The following is a 14,625-nucleotide window of genomic DNA, read 5'->3' as shown; positions in this document are numbered from 1 at the left end:
AATTAATCTTTGTGTTTATGGATCTTGTTGGTGGCAGGTACGCCCTGGCGCGCCTTCGCCCTGCGCGTGGTCCAGGCCGGGCCGATCAGGCGCATGCCCCTGATGCGCTTGATCGCCTGCACGATGTAAACCGCGCCGAGGTAAGGCCACCAGCGGTCGCCCGCCGTTTCCATGAACATGAAGCGGCGCAGCCACTTCTCGGTCATGCAGGGTGGTGCGTAGCATCCGAAATGCCCTCGGTTGACTTCCATGTTGAGCAGCTTGAGCCAGTCCTTCAGGCGCGGCAGGCTGATGAATTCGCCGTTCTGCGGCAGGAAGTGCGCTCCAGACAAGCGCGCCGTCACCTGGCGCAAGCCCCACAGGCTCGCCGGGTTGAAGCCGCAGATGATGAGCTGCCCTTCCGGGATCAGCACCCGCTCGACTTCGCGCAATACCTGGTGCGGCTCATCGGTGAACTCCAGCACATGCGGCAGTACGACCAGGTCTAGGCTTTGCGAAGCGAACGGCAGTTCCGCGAAATCATGCACCACGACGACCGGCATGCGCGTGCCATCGGTGGCGACGCTCGGCAGATGGGTATCCGTCAGCCATTTGTGCGGCATGCGGTTGGCCTGCAGCGCATTGATCTGCGGCAGGCCAATCTGCAAGGCATTGAATCCGAAAATGTCCGCGGTCAGCATGTCGAGGCGTGCCTGCTGCCAGGCGCGTACATAGCTGCCGGTCGGCGTTTCCAGCCAGGAGCCGAGCGCTATAATGGATTTTTCTGCAAGCGACGCTTCCATCTTATGTTGAACGTACTGGCTGTTCCCGCATTCGAGGACAATTATCTCTGGCTCATTCACGACGGGCGCCATGCCGCCGCAGTCGACCCAGGAGACGCGGACCCGATCCTGGCCGCGCTCGATGCGCACAAGCTCTCCCTGACCGCTATTCTACTGACACATCATCATGCTGACCATGTCGGCGGCGTTCCCGCTTTGCTGAAGCGGTTTAATGTCCCGGTGTATGGCCCGCGCGACGAGCCGATTCCTGCAGTTACCGAAAAACTAACTGAAGGCGACACGCTCAGCCTATCCGAACCCGGACTGAGTTTGTCGGTGATCAATGTACCCGGCCATACGCGCGGACATATTGCCTACTTTGCGCGCGAGCAGGGCTGGCTGTTTTGCGGCGACACTCTGTTTGCGGGCGGTTGCGGGCGCCTGTTCGAAGGCACGCCCGAGCAGATGGTGGGCTCGCTTGAAAAGTTGGCGAATCTGCCAGATGCGACGCAAGTCTATTGCGCGCATGAATATACCCTGTCGAATCTGCGTTTCGCGCATGAAGTCGAGCCCGGCAACACCGCGCTCAGCCAGCGCATCGAGACGGAAAAAGCCAAGCGCGCGCGCGGCGAGCCGACGGTGCCCTCATCCATCGGACTGGAAAAAATGACCAATCCTTTCCTGCGCTACCGCGAGCCGGGAATTATGGATCGACTGACATCGCTGGGAAAACTTTCTCAGAGGGAACCAATTTCGAGTTTCGCTGCCTTACGGCAATGGAAAAATTCCTACCGTTAAGCAGGATGGTTCATTGTTGCCCTTTGGCATGCGTTATGTCCCGTAATAAATCTTGACGTAGGAAAAGCCCATTACGTACACTTTCTCGAAAACATGACCGCCTGACGATGTGTCGGCGCCCCAGTCTGTAGTCCCGAGGTTCCATGCATCCGTCAAAAATAGAAAAACTGTCATGTGCAGTCGTATTGGCTTTCGGCACGGCGGCAACAGCCCAGGCCAGCGACCTTTCCCTCCCCTACTACAACTGGTCCCAGATTTCCTCGAGTGAAACGACGTTCTCGGCGAACGATCCGGTCGCGCAAGTGCTGGGCATGGAAGAAGTCGATGTCTGGGGGCGCATCCGCAAGGGTTTCGCCATTCCGGACCTCGACAATCCCCTGGTGGAAAATCACATCAAGTGGTACACCTCGCGCCCCGATTACATCGAACGCACCACCACCCGCGCCTCGCGCTATCTCTACCACGTGGTGCAGGAACTCGAAAAGCGCAACATGCCGACCGAGCTGGCGCTGCTGCCCTTCATCGAATCGGCATTCAACCCGCAAGCCTACTCGAGCGCCAAGGCTGCCGGCATGTGGCAGTTCATTCCTTCCACCGGCCGCGACTTCAAGCTGACGCAGAGCGCATTCAAGGATGAGCGGCGCGATGTTCTCGCTTCCACCGATGCGGCGCTGACGTATTTGCAAAAGCTGTACGGCATGTTCGGCGACTGGCAGCTTGCGCTGGCCGCCTACAACTGGGGCGAAGGCTCGGTGCAGCGCGCAATCAACAAGAACCGTGCACTCGGCCGGCCCACCGATTTCAACAGCCTGGCGCCGCTGATGCCGGCGGAGACCCGGAATTACGTGCCGAAGCTGCAGGCGGTCAAGAACCTCATCGCCTCACCCGCCCAGTACGGCATCATCCTTCCGAGGGTGGAAAATCAGCCGTATTTCGTCACGATCGGCAAGACGCGCGACATCGACATCAAGGTGGCGGCGCAGCTGGCCGAATTGTCGGTCGAAGAATTCAAGGCCCTGAATCCGCAATTCAACCGTCCCGTCATTGCCGGCAGCGCTGAAACCCAGATCCTTCTGCCGCAAAGCAATGCCGAAAAATTCAAGGCCAATCTTGCGAAATGGGGCCATGCCCTGTCTTCCTGGACGGCGCATAAGGTGACCAGCGCCCGCGAGCGCATCGAAACCATCGCCGCCAAGTTCCATACCACGCCGGAAGTCATCCGCGAGGTCAATCACATCCCGCCGCGCACGGTCCTGAAGGCCGGCTCCACCATCCTGGTACCGAAGATCGATCAGTCGAGCGAAAAGGATATCGCGCCCGAAGTCGTCGACAATGCCAGGCTGGTCGTTGAACCGGAAATCCCGACCAGACGCATCGCCGTCAAGGTCGGCAAGCATGACACGCTTGCCTCCATTGCGAAGCGCTACAAGGTCAGCGAGGCGCAGATCAAGGACTGGAACAAGCTGCGCCAGGACAAGGTAGCCGGCGGCCAGACGCTGTACCTGAACGTGCCGGTCAAGAGCGCGGCCAAAAAAGGCGGCAGGCAGATCGCGAAGAAGAACACGGGAACCCGACGCAAGGCCAGTGCAGCCAAGACTGGCCGGACCAAGCCGGCCGCAGTCGCGGACAAGAAACAGAAAAAAAAGCGCAGCTGAGCGACCGCCTTTCCAACAAAAAACGCCGGCACATGCCGGCGTTTTTTATCACTCTGGCAGGACGCTGTAAGCCGGCTATGCCGCGCCGATGGAGTACGTGGATGCTTCCAGCAGGCGCCGGGTATAGGCCTGGGTCGGATGGGACAGCACCTGCTCCGCGCTGCCGCTCTCGACCACCTTGCCATCCTTCATGACCATGACCCGGTGTGCCATGGCGCGAATGACCGCAAGGTCGTGGCTGATGAAGATGTAGGCAATGCCGTGCTTGCGCTGGAGTTCCGCCAGCAGGCCCAGCACCTGCTTCTGCACCGAGACATCGAGCGAGGACGTCGGCTCGTCGAGCAGGATCAGTTCCGGCTTCAGCACCAGCGCACGTGCAATCGCGATGCGCTGGCGCTGCCCGCCCGAAAACTCGTGCGGGTAGCGTGACATCATTTCCGGCTTGAGCCCCACTTCGCGCAAGCCGTTTGCCACCGCGTCGCGCAAGGCATCGCGCCCAAGCTGCGGCTGGTGCAATGCCAGTCCTTCGCCGACGATCTGCTCGATGGTGCGGCGCGGCGAGAGCGAGGCGAACGGATCCTGGAATACCACCTGCATCTTCGCCCGCAAGGGCCGCAAGGCATTCCTCGACATCTCGCTCACCGCCTGCCCCTTGAAGCTGATCCTGCCATCCACGGTCGCGGACGACAGCCGCAGCAGCGCCATGCCCAGCGTCGACTTGCCCGATCCGGATTCGCCGACGATGCCCAGCGTCTCGCGTGGCCGCAGCTGCACGTCGACATCGTCCACCGCGACGAAGGGCGTGCTCTTGAACCAGCCCTGCTTGATGGGGAAAGTGCAGCGCACGCGCTCGCCTGTCAGCAGCGGCCGAGTGCCCTCGTCGATCGTTTCCACCACGCGCTGCGGGCGGCTGGCAAGCAGCTTGCGGGTATATTCCTCGCGCGGATGGGCGAACAGTGCCGCCGTCGGCGCCGTCTCGACCAGGCGCCCTCTTTCCATGACGGCCACCCGGTCCGCGAAATGGCGCACCAGGTTCAGGTCGTGGGTGATCAGCAGCACCGCCATGTTTTCCTCGCGCTGCAAATGGTTCAGCAGCTCGATGATCTGCACCTGTATCGTCACGTCCAGCGCGGTGGTCGGCTCGTCGGCGATCAGCAGCTTCGGCCTGCACGCGAGCGCCATGGCGATCATTGCTCGCTGGCGCTGGCCGCCGGACAACTGGTGCGGGAAGGCGAGCGCGCGCCGCGCCGGTTCCGGGATGCCGGTCTTGGCTAGCAGCTCGACCGCACGCTGCGCCGCAGCCTTGGCGCTGATGCCTTCATGCAGCATCAGGACTTCGGCGATCTGGTTGCCGATGGTGAACAGCGGGTTGAGCGCGGTCATCGGCTCCTGGAAGATCATTGCTACATCCTTGCCGCGCACCGCGCGCATGGCCGCTTCCGGCTTCTGCAGCAGGTCCTGCCCTTCGAACAGGATGCTTCCGTGGTACTGCGCATCGGGATTGAGCCGCAGGATGGAAAGCGAGGTGACGGTCTTTCCCGATCCGGATTCGCCGACCAGAGCGAACTTCTCGCCCGGCTCGATCGAAAAGCTGACGTCGTCGACGACGTCAGTCGCACCAAAGCGCACCCGCAGGTTACGGATGTCGAGCAGGTTTTTCATGCCTTCCTCCGCACATCCAGGGCATTGCGCAGGGCATCGCCGATATTGGTCAGCAGCAGCAGCGTCACCGTCAGCACCACGAAGGTCGATACGGCAATCCACCATGCATCGAGATTGTTCTTTCCCTGCGCCAGCAATTCGCCGAGGCTGGGCATCGGGGGCGGCACGCCGAGCCCGAGGAAATCGAGGCTGGTCAGCGCGAGGATAGCGGCACTCATGCGGAACGGCAGGAAAGTCACGACCGGCGTGAGGCTGTTGGGGAGCACATGGCGCCAGATGATCTGCCAGTTCGACAGGCCCAGCGCACGCGCCGCCTGCACGTATTCCAGGTTGCGGTTGCGCAGGAAGTCGGCCCGCACATAGTCGGACAGACCCATCCAGCCGTACAGCGACAGCAGGACCAGCAGCAATCCGATGCTGGGCTCGAAGATGGAAGCGAAGATGATCAGCAGGTACAACTCCGGCATTGAACCCCAGATTTCCATGAAGCGCTGGAACAGCAAGTCGGTCTTGCCGGCGAAATAGCCCTGGACCGCGCCGGTGATGATGCCCAGGATCACGCCGGTCAGGGTCAGCGCGAAGCCGAACAGCACCGACACCCGGAAGCCGTAGAGCAGGCGTGCGAACACGTCGCGGCCGCGGTCATCCGTACCCAGCCAGTTGTCGGCCGAAGGCGGCGCCGGATTGGGCGATTTCGCGAAATAGTTCAGCGTGTCGTAGTAGTAATGATTGACCGGATAGATCGCCCAGTTGCCGGGCTTTTTGAACTGGTCCTGGATGAAGGGATCGAGATAATCCGCCGGCGAGGCGAAATCGCCGCCGAAGGCCTGCTCGGAATAGGTGTGCGCGATCGGGAACATGATCTGGCCGTTGTAGCGCACCACCAGCGGCTTGTCATTGGAGATCACTTCGCCCATCAGGCTGAGCGCAAACAGCACGACGAAAATGATCAGGCTCCAGTAGCCGCGCCGGTTGCTCCTGAAGCGCAGCCAGATCCGCCTGCCGGGGGACAGGGAAGGCTCTGCCTGGATCGGCATCATCGGCTCAAGCTCTCGAATTGCACGCGCGGGTCGGTCCATACGTAGCACAAGTCCCCTATCAGTTTGACCACCAGTCCGATCAAGGTGAACAGATACAGCGTTCCCATCACCACCGGATAATCGCGCCGGATCACCGATTCATACGACAGCAGGCCCAGCCCGTCGAGGGAAAACAGGGTTTCGATCAGGAGGCTGCCGGCGAAGAAGGCGCCGATGAAGGCGGCCGGGAATCCGGTCACAAGCGGAATCAGGGCATTGCGGAACACATGCTTGTACAGCACCGTCCTTTCGCTCAGCCCTTTGGCACGGGCCGTCAGCACATACTGCTTGCGGATCTCTTCGAGAAAGGTGTTCTTGGTGAGCATCGTCATCACCGCGAAGGAACCGGCGACCGAGGCGGCGATCGGCAGCGTGATGTGCCACAGGTAATCCTTGATCTTGCCGAACCAGGACAAGGTGTCCCAGTCGTCGGAAGTCAGGCCGCGCAGCGGGAACCAGTGGAAGAAGCTGCCGCCGGCGAACATCACCAGCAGGAACACGCCCAGCACGAAGCCGGGAATCGAATAGCCGACCAGTACCACGATGCTGCTGACCACATCGAAGCGGCTGCCTTCGCGCACCGCCTTGGCGATGCCCAGCGGCAGCGATATCAGGTAAGTCAGGAAGAAGGTCCACAGGCCGATGCTGATCGATACCGGGAGCTTCGACTTCACCAGCTCCCATACATCCTTGTGATGGTAAAAGCTCTGGCCGAGGTCGAAGGTGGCAAAGCCTTTCAGCATCTGCCAGAATCGCTCGGCCGGCGGTTTGTCGAAGCCGTACAGAGCCTGGATTTCCTTAACCCGATCGGCATCGATGCCCTGCCGCCCGCGGTAATCGGCAGGTCCCCGGCTGGATACCTCGCCCGCCCCGACCTGGCCCTTCAGCTCCGCCAGCATCTGTTCCACCGGGCCGCCGGGCACGAACTGGATCACTGCAAAAGTGATCGCAATGACGCCTATCAGTGTCGGCAGCATCAGGAGCAGCCGCTTTCCGATGTATGTCCAGATGTTCATGGTCAGTCCCCTTTCGAACGCGGCTGTTTTTGCCACCAGGTCGAGATCGCGTAAGGATCGGCCTGATAGTACAGCGGCAGCGTGCCCGGGACGCCGAGCCGGTTACGGTAGGCAACGCGATGCGTTTCCGAATACCAGTGCGGGACGACGAGATACTTGTGCAGCAGCACGCGATCCAGCGCGCGCGTTGCCGACACCAGATCCTTCCATGTGTTGGCTGCGACCACTGCGTCGATCAGCTTGTCCACGGCCGGATCTTTCAATCCCCACACATTGCTCGATCCTTTTTCGTCGGCGGCCTTGGAAGCGAAGCGGTCGAACAGTTCGTTGCCCGGGCTGGTGAATGCGCCGAAATTCAGGCTCGTCATGTCGAAATCGAATTCTTCCATCCTCTTCTGGATCAGGGCAAAGTCCGCGGTGCGCTGGTTCACCTGGATGCCGAGCTTTTGCAGGTTGCGCACATAGACGCTGATCACCCGCGACATCGCCCCCTGGTCATCGATGACTTCGATCTCGAGCGGCTCGCCCTTGGCATTGCGTAGCGCTCCGTCGCGGTATTCCCAGCCGGCCTCCTTGAGCAGGGCGCGCGCCTTCAGCAGGTTGGCGCGCAGCGAGCCCGGCGGCTCGGTGGAAGGCGGTACCGGTGCCGGCCCGAACACCGCGGGATCGAGCTTGCTGCGCAACGGCTCCAGCAGTTTCAGCTCGTCCGCGCCAGGCATGCCGGTCGCGGCAAAATCGCTGTTGTTGAAGTAGGAATAGATGCGCTTGTACTGGCCGTAGAACAGCTGCCGGTTCATCCATTCGAAATCGAGGGCCAGCCCCAGCGCCCTGCGCACGCGGACATCGGCGAACTGCGAGCGACGCAGGTTCATGACGAAGCCCTGCATGCCGGCGCCGTTGGAATGCTTGAGTTCGCACTTGATGATTTCGCCGTTGTTGAATTTCGGTCCGGTATAGCTGCGCGCCCAGTTCTTCGAGCTGTACTCCACGATCAGGTCGAACTCGCCCGCCTTGAATGCCTCCAGCCGCGCGACGTCATCCTTGTAGAAGCGGTAGTGGATCTTCCCGAAGTTGAACATGCCGCGCCGAGCGGGAATGCCGTCACCCCAGTAATTCGGATCGCGCTTGAAGCTGATCGAGCGCCCGACGTTGTACTGGTCGATCAGGTAGGGGCCGCTCGCAATCGGCGGCTCCAGCTGGATCTTGTCGAAGGAAGTATTCGCGCCCCATTTCTTCGAGAAGACCGGCACGCTGCCGACGATCAGGGGCAATTCATGGTTGAGCGTCTTGAAGTCGAAGCGCACCGTGCGCTTGTCGACAGCCACGCACTGCTTGACATCGGCAAAGACGATCTTGTACTGGGGCGCGCCCTTGGCAATCAGCGTGTCGAAGGAATATTTGACATCGTCAGCGGTGACCGGATCGCCATTGTTGAAGTGCGCCTTGGGATTCAGGCGGAATGTCATCGACATGCGGTCCGGCGCAAGTTCCATGTCTTCCGCCAGCAGACCATACATGGTGGCCACTTCGTCGGAAGAACTGGCCGCCAGGGTTTCGAACATCAGCAGGGACACGCCCGCCGCGGAAACGCCTTTCAGGGAAAACGGATTGAACTTGTCGAAACTGGTGCGGCGGTCCGGGTTGGCAAGAAACAGTTCGCCTCCCCTGGGCGCATCCGGGTTGACGTAATCGAAATGCGTGAATCCGGGCGGATATTTCGGTTTGTCGTACAGGGAAAATGCGTGCGCGGCACAGGCATTGCCGCCGTACTGGAGGAAGCCGAAAAGCAGGAAGGAAAGGAATAGTCTAAGCATTCGTCTGCGTTGCCTTATCGGGACCCTGACGACAGATGATGGATTCGCCGGCCTCTTGTTATTGCTGTATGGAATCGGAACTGGCGTTGCTGCCGGCATATGAGGAAAACATGCGTACCGCAGCGAAATTCGGCCTATTCTACTAGAACTCTTTCCACATTCCGCGCGATGACTGATGTTATTTATGAAAGCTTTCATCCCGCCTGGCATCGAAAGGGCAACAGGCTCCCCTGCCAGAAGTTGCCGTTCGACCGGCCAGCCCCTACAATCGTGCGCTGTTCAAAAAACAAAACGCGGCAGCGCAGAATAATTCAACTATTTTCCCCTCCGCCTGATGCAAGCCCCGGATGATTTCCAGCCAGTCAGCTCCATCAGATAGCGGATCAACCTGGAGTTACTTATGGCATTCCTGCAAGGCAAGAAAATCCTGATCACCGGCCTGTTGTCCAACCGCTCGATCGCCTATGGCATTGCCCAGGCATGCAAGCGCGAAGGCGCCGAACTGGCATTCACCTATGTCGGCGAGCGCTTCAAGGACCGCATCACCGAATTCGCGAAAGAGTTCGGAAGCGACCTGGTGTTCGATTGTGACGTCGGCAGCGATGAACAGATCAATGCCCTGTTTGCCGACCTCGGCAAATCCTGGCAGCAGCTCGACGGCTTCGTGCACGCCATTGGCTTTGCGCCGCGCGAAGCGATTGCAGGCGATTTCCTCGACGGCATGACGCGCGAGAATTTCCGGATCGCGCATGACATTTCCGCCTACAGTTTTCCGGCGATGGCGAAAGCCGCTCTGCCCCTGCTCAGCCCGGATGCGGCGCTGCTGACGCTCTCCTATCTCGGAGCGGTGCGCGCCCTGCCCAACTACAACACGATGGGTCTGGCGAAAGCTTCGCTCGAGGCCAGCGTGCGCTATCTCGCCGAGTCGCTGGGACCAAAGGGCATTCGCGTCAACGGCATTTCGGCCGGCCCCATCAAGACCCTGGCCGCAAGCGGCATCAAGGACTTCGGCAAGATCCTGAATTTCGTCAAGGCCAATGCGCCGCTGCGCCGCAACGTCACGATCGAAGACGTCGGCAATACCGCAGCCTTCCTGCTGTCGAACCTGGCTGGCGGCATCACCGGCGAAATCACCTATGTCGATGCGGGCTTTTCGCACGTGGTCGCCGGCATGGGCGAACAGGAGTAATTGCATCAATGCCGTATAAGCAAAGGCAGGCTGGCCCTGCCTTTGCCGGCATGATGACCCACGCCTTTGCAGTGCCTTTCACATCCCATCTCACATCCGCCGAGACAGGACTGCCGCTTCCCTGTATAATGAGCGCCTGTGAGTTGCAGAACGCAGCTTATATCCGCTGCATCGCGAACCCCCTAGCAGTAACAATAAAGCCTCCCGCCCTTTGGTGTTGACGTTTGAACACCGTCCCGGCGCAAAGCTTTGTGCCGAAATCTCTCAGAATCTTTCTCAGTCGTTTCGACGGTTGGCGTTGCATTTTCCGCGTTTTCGCCTGCCCTTCTCCTGGGCCTGGCGTGGCGCCGCTTTTACGAAAGAAAACAATGTCATTTGAAGTATTAGGTCTTCACGCGTCCATCCTCAAGGCCCTGACCGATGCCGGCTATGCCAAGCCGACGCCGGTGCAGGAACAGGCCATCCCCGCTGCCATCGCTGGCCGCGACCTGCTGGTGTCTTCACAGACCGGCTCCGGCAAGACTGCAGCGTTCATGCTGCCCGCACTGCACAAGTTTGCAAGCGCCCCGCAACAAGCTGTTGCCGGCAAAACCCCGAACCAGGAACGTCAGGCTGCGCGCTCGCGCGGCGAACGTCCGCGCTTCCAGCCGGCGCAACCGAAGATGCTGGTGCTGACCCCGACCCGCGAACTCGCCTTGCAGGTCACGACCGCCACCGACAAGTACGGCATGTACATGCGCCGAGTGAAAGCCGTGTCCATCCTCGGCGGCATGCCGTATCCGAAGCAGATGCAACTCCTGTCGCGCAATCCCGAGATCCTGGTCGCGACACCGGGACGCCTGATCGATCATATGGAGTCGGGCAAGATCAACTTCTCGCAATTGCAGGTGCTGGTGCTGGATGAAGCCGACCGCATGCTCGACATGGGTTTCATCGATGACATCGAAAAGATCGTGGCAGCGACGCCGGATACGCGCCAGACGATGTTGTTCTCGGCAACCCTCGATGGCGTGGTCGGCAACATGGCACGCAAGATCACCAGGGATCCTATGGTGATCCAGATTGCCGGATCGGCCACCAAGCATGAAAACATCCAGCAGCGCGTGCATTTCGTCGATGACCTGTCGCACAAGAACCGTCTGCTCGATCACCTGCTGCGTGATGCATCGATGGACCAGGCCGTGGTATTTACCGCGACCAAGCGTGATGCCGACACCATCGCGGATCGCCTGAACATTGCCGGCTTCGCCGCTGCTGCCCTGCATGGCGACATGCACCAGGGCGCGCGCAACCGCACGCTCAATGCATTGCGCAACGGCCAGGTACGCGTGCTGGTGGCAACCGACGTCGCTGCCCGTGGCATCGACGTGCCGGGCATCACCCACGTGGTCAACTACGACTTGCCGAAATTTCCGGAAGATTACGTGCACCGCATTGGCCGCACCGGCCGTGCCGGTCGCAATGGTCAGGCGATTTCGCTGGTCAATCATGCGGAAAACATGAACATCAAGCGGATTGAGCGCTTCACCAAGCAAATGATTCCGATTGACGTGATCGAAGGTTTCGAGCCGAAGAAAACCGCAGCAGCACCACGCTCGAACCGCAAGCCAGGTGGCTGGAAGCCGGGCGACAACCGTGGCGGCAAGCCCGGCCAGCGCAGCTTCAGCAAGCCAGGCGCGCCCCGCAAGGAAGGCGGCTTCGGCAAGGGCGCACGCCAGGGCGACGGTGCACGTCGTTCCTATGGCGATCGCTGATCGACAGTAGCTGCATCACCCCTGAAACGGCCGTCCGGTAAAATCCGGGCGGCCGTTTTTTTTGGGGGGATATAAAAGTCCTCTCGCCCTTGCAAAGGGGAAGAAACATATCGCGCACATTCATCAAGAGATATCCATGACCATCCACACCCGCCAGGCAGTTCTGAACGACCTCGATGCACTCGCGCCGCTGTTCGACGGCTATCGCCAGTTCTACGGACAGGCGCCGGATCTGGAACTGGCACGCGCCTTCCTCCACGAGCGCCTGGCATTGATGGAATCGGTGATCCTGCTCGCCGAAGACGACAGGCACAATGCGCTCGGGTTCACCCAGCTCTATCCTTCATTCTCTTCGGTCAGAGCGCGATGCATCTGGATCCTGAACGACTTGTTCGTGGCACCGCATGCACGCGCCAAGGGCGTGGGCCGCGCCTTGCTGGAAGCGGCACGGAGGCATGCAATTGCCACGGGAGCGATAAGACTAGAATTGTCCACCGCGCATGACAATCCGGCGCGGTCGCTCTACGAATCGCTCGGGTATGAACGGGACACCGCCTTCTGCCACTACAGCCTGGCGTTATGACAGGCTTGATCTCGCGAGGCGTATTCCGCTGAACTGCCAGCATGTGCCGGCAGGAAAGAAGTTGCGATAGCTGATGCGCGCATGGCCGGGCGGCGTCGCGCAGGACGACCCGCGCAGCACATACTGGTTGACCATGAATTTCCCGTTGTATTCGCCGATCGCGCCTTCCGCTGCCCGGTAGCCGGGGTACGGTGCGTAGCTGCTCGACGTCCACTGCCAGCAGGCGCCGAACAGCTGCATCAATCCATCCGGCCGCGCGCCGCCGCTGGCTGCCGGCGGATGCAGGCTTGCATGGCCGAAGTCCTTCGCATCCCTCGCTGCTCTTTCCCACTCGGCTTCGCTGGGCAGGCGGGCACCGGCCCAGCGGGCATAGGCATCGGCTTCGAAATACGAGACATGCGTCACGGGCCGGTGCAGGTCGAGCGTCTGCAGACCATGCAGCGTGAACTCGCGCCAGCCATCCTGCATCTGCCGCCAGTACAGCGGGTGCGAAATCCGGTTCGCATTGATCCAGTCCCAGCCTTCCGACAGCCACAGCGCCGGATCGCGATAGCCGCCCGCCTCGATGAAGGCAAGATATTCGCCATTGCTCACCAGCCGCGAGGCGAGCTCAAAGGCTTCGACGAACTGCCGGTGGCGCGGCGTTTCATTGTCAAAGCAGAAGCCGTCGCCTTCATGGCCGACTCTGACGATGCCAGCCTCGAACGCATGCCATGTCGCCGGCGCCAGCCATGACGCTGGCGCAAGCGGCGCCTGCGAATAAGCGGGATGAGTCGGATTCATCGACAGCAAATGCTTGACGTCGGTGAGCATCAATTCCTGATGCTGCTGTTCATGCTGCAAGCCGAGTTCGACCAGGCCGGTGAGTTCTGCAGGAACATCGTGTCGTGCCATCAGCTGCACGAGACGCTCATCCACATTGCGCCGGTAGGCGCGCACGTCGCCCAGCGATGGCCGCGTCAGCAGGCCGCGCCAGGGCCGCGGATATTTGTCGCCCACGCCGTTGTAGTAGGAATTAAACAGCACCCGGAATGCGGCATCGAAGGGCTGGAATGCCGGCTCGTAGCGTTCGAGGAGGAAGGTCTCGAAAAACCAGGTGGTATGCGCCATATGCCATTTGACCGGGCTGGCATCCGGCATGGACTGCGCGCAGCAATCCTCGTCGGACAACGGCTCGGCCAGGGCCAGCGTGTGCCTGCGCACCGACCTGTAATGCTCGACAAGCGCTTCACTCATCATGACACTCCCTTTCGCCCGGCCTCATGCGGCTCGCGCATGGCACACCATGAACCAGGAGTGCGGATCGGTCCATGTGCCGGCCGGCATGAAACCGGCGCGCTCCAGCATGCTCAGGAACGCTTCGCGGGTGTACTTGTAGCTGCTTTCGGTATGAATGCGTTCGCCTTCGCTGAAGCGGCGCTCGACATCGTCCCAGCGCACTGTCAGGTCGCGCCGTGCTTCGAGATGCATTTCCACGCGCCCGAGGTCCGGATTGAAATGCCCGCGGTGACGCCAGTCACGCAGGTTGAAGTCGGTGCCGATCAGACGGTTCAGGTGCTGCAGAAGGTTCAGATTGAAGGACGCCGTCACGCCGAGCGCATCGTCATAGGCGGCATCGAGGATCGCCTTGTCCTTGATCAGGTCGATCCCGATCAGGAGGCCGCCATCCGTTCCGCAGGCATCGCGCATGCTCGCCAGGAATTCAATCGCCTGCTGTGGCATGAAGTTGCCGATGGAGGAACCGGGATAGAAGAACAGGCGCTTTTCCCGCCGCACTGCCGCCGGAAGTTCCAGCGAGCCGGAAAAGTCCATGCCGATGCCAGTCATCTTTACATGCGGAAAACGCTGCTGCAGGCAGCCGACGGCATCACGCAGGAAGTCGACCGAGATATCGACGGGGACATATTGCACCGGCTGCAAGGTGGAAAACAGGCGCGCCGCCTTGGCGCAGTTTCCTGCCCCAAGATCGATCAAAGTGCAGCCGCGCCCCACGGAACGGCCGATGGCCGGCAAGTATTCTTCGATGATCGCCGCCTCGGTGCGTGTCGGATAGTACTCCGGCAATTCGCAGATGGCTTCAAACAGCTTCGAGCCGAGCGCGTCATACAGGAACTTCGGAGAGGTACAGGCTTGCGGCGACAGCAGGCCTGCGCTTAGCTCGGCACGGATGGCGTCGGCGTCTGGCCGATGGAGCTGGATGAATCCGTTGTGCAAAGTATCCAAGGTGGTCTGGGACGGCAGGTGCAAGGGAGATTGCCCTCGGTCAAAAACGGCGCCGCCCTATGATGCGCAGTTTTTTGGCTATCATAGGCAA

General features: G+C 60.7%; 12 protein-coding genes. 5 read left to right on the top strand and 7 right to left on the bottom strand.

Annotated elements, in window-relative coordinates; translation table 11 throughout:
- Positions 1-2: 2 nt before the first annotated feature.
- A complete protein-coding gene (locus tag HGHM_RS05935; RefSeq protein WP_019140598.1) occupies positions 3-782 on the bottom strand; it encodes a class I SAM-dependent methyltransferase in 780 nt (259 codons plus the stop codon).
- Between the two features lie 3 nt (positions 783-785).
- Between HGHM_RS05935 and gloB the strand changes: the two genes are divergently transcribed.
- Both gloB and HGHM_RS05925 read left to right on the top strand, forming a co-directional pair.
- On the top strand, positions 786-1,559 hold the full coding sequence (gene gloB / locus HGHM_RS05930) for a hydroxyacylglutathione hydrolase (RefSeq protein ID WP_019140597.1): 774 nt from the start codon (positions 786-788) through the stop codon (positions 1,557-1,559).
- 143 nt (positions 1,560-1,702) lie between these two features.
- Complete coding sequence (locus HGHM_RS05925; protein WP_051155284.1) at positions 1,703-3,214, top strand: transglycosylase SLT domain-containing protein; 1,512 nt, start codon at positions 1,703-1,705, stop codon at positions 3,212-3,214.
- Between the two features lie 75 nt (positions 3,215-3,289).
- Here the strand turns inward: HGHM_RS05925 and HGHM_RS05920 are convergent, their stop codons facing one another.
- The 4 genes from HGHM_RS05920 to HGHM_RS05905 are packed head-to-tail and all read right to left on the bottom strand — an operon-like array spanning position 3,290 to position 8,785.
- Entirely contained in the window at positions 3,290-4,876 is a 1,587-nt protein-coding gene (locus tag HGHM_RS05920; protein ID WP_019140594.1) for an ABC transporter ATP-binding protein, read from the bottom strand.
- The gene (locus HGHM_RS05915) at positions 4,873-5,916 is read right to left on the bottom strand and encodes an ABC transporter permease (protein WP_019140593.1); all 1,044 of its coding nucleotides are present in this window, start codon (positions 5,914-5,916) and stop codon (positions 4,873-4,875) included. Before HGHM_RS05915 ends, HGHM_RS05920 begins: the two co-directional genes overlap by 4 nt.
- Complete coding sequence (locus HGHM_RS05910; RefSeq protein WP_019140592.1) at positions 5,913-6,971, bottom strand: microcin C ABC transporter permease YejB; 1,059 nt, start codon at positions 6,969-6,971, stop codon at positions 5,913-5,915. The genes HGHM_RS05915 and HGHM_RS05910 overlap by 4 nt, the downstream gene beginning before the upstream one ends.
- A 2-nt stretch (positions 6,972-6,973) precedes the next feature.
- Positions 6,974-8,785 carry an extracellular solute-binding protein gene (locus HGHM_RS05905; RefSeq protein WP_019140591.1) on the bottom strand — a complete coding sequence of 604 codons (1,812 nt, stop codon included), beginning with the start codon at positions 8,783-8,785 and terminating at the stop codon, positions 6,974-6,976.
- A 400-nt stretch (positions 8,786-9,185) separates the two neighbouring features.
- Between HGHM_RS05905 and fabI the strand changes: the two genes are divergently transcribed.
- The 3 genes from fabI (at position 9,186) to HGHM_RS05890 (ending at position 12,311) form a co-directional block, all read left to right on the top strand.
- Positions 9,186-9,974, top strand: a complete 789-nt coding sequence (gene fabI, locus HGHM_RS05900; RefSeq protein WP_019140590.1) for an enoyl-ACP reductase FabI — start codon at positions 9,186-9,188, stop codon at positions 9,972-9,974.
- Between the two features lie 368 nt (positions 9,975-10,342).
- Positions 10,343-11,728, top strand: a complete 1,386-nt coding sequence (locus HGHM_RS05895; RefSeq protein ID WP_019140589.1) for a DEAD/DEAH box helicase — start codon at positions 10,343-10,345, stop codon at positions 11,726-11,728.
- Between the two features lie 136 nt (positions 11,729-11,864).
- Positions 11,865-12,311: a GNAT family N-acetyltransferase gene (locus HGHM_RS05890; RefSeq protein WP_019140588.1), complete on the top strand. Its 447-nt coding sequence runs from the start codon at positions 11,865-11,867 to the stop codon at positions 12,309-12,311.
- On the opposite strand, the gene egtB is transcribed toward HGHM_RS05890, so the two are convergent.
- Both egtB and egtD read right to left on the bottom strand, forming a co-directional pair.
- Positions 12,306-13,550, bottom strand: coding sequence for an ergothioneine biosynthesis protein EgtB (gene egtB / locus HGHM_RS05885; RefSeq protein ID WP_019140587.1), 1,245 nt, complete (start codon positions 13,548-13,550; stop codon positions 12,306-12,308). The two genes, HGHM_RS05890 and egtB, sit on opposite strands and share 6 nt — an antisense overlap.
- Positions 13,551-13,571: 21 nt before the next feature.
- Positions 13,572-14,525 (bottom strand): L-histidine N(alpha)-methyltransferase, encoded by a 954-nt coding sequence (gene egtD, locus HGHM_RS05880; protein ID WP_245549246.1) that lies wholly within the window; start codon positions 14,523-14,525, stop codon positions 13,572-13,574.
- Positions 14,526-14,625: the final 100 nt, after the last annotated feature.

Origin of the sequence: Noviherbaspirillum massiliense JC206 (genome assembly GCF_000312045.1) — a bacterium.
GTDB classification, from domain to species: Bacteria; Pseudomonadota; Gammaproteobacteria; order Burkholderiales; family Burkholderiaceae_D; genus Noviherbaspirillum; species Noviherbaspirillum massiliense.
This window is presented reverse-complemented; position numbering and strand designations above follow the sequence as displayed.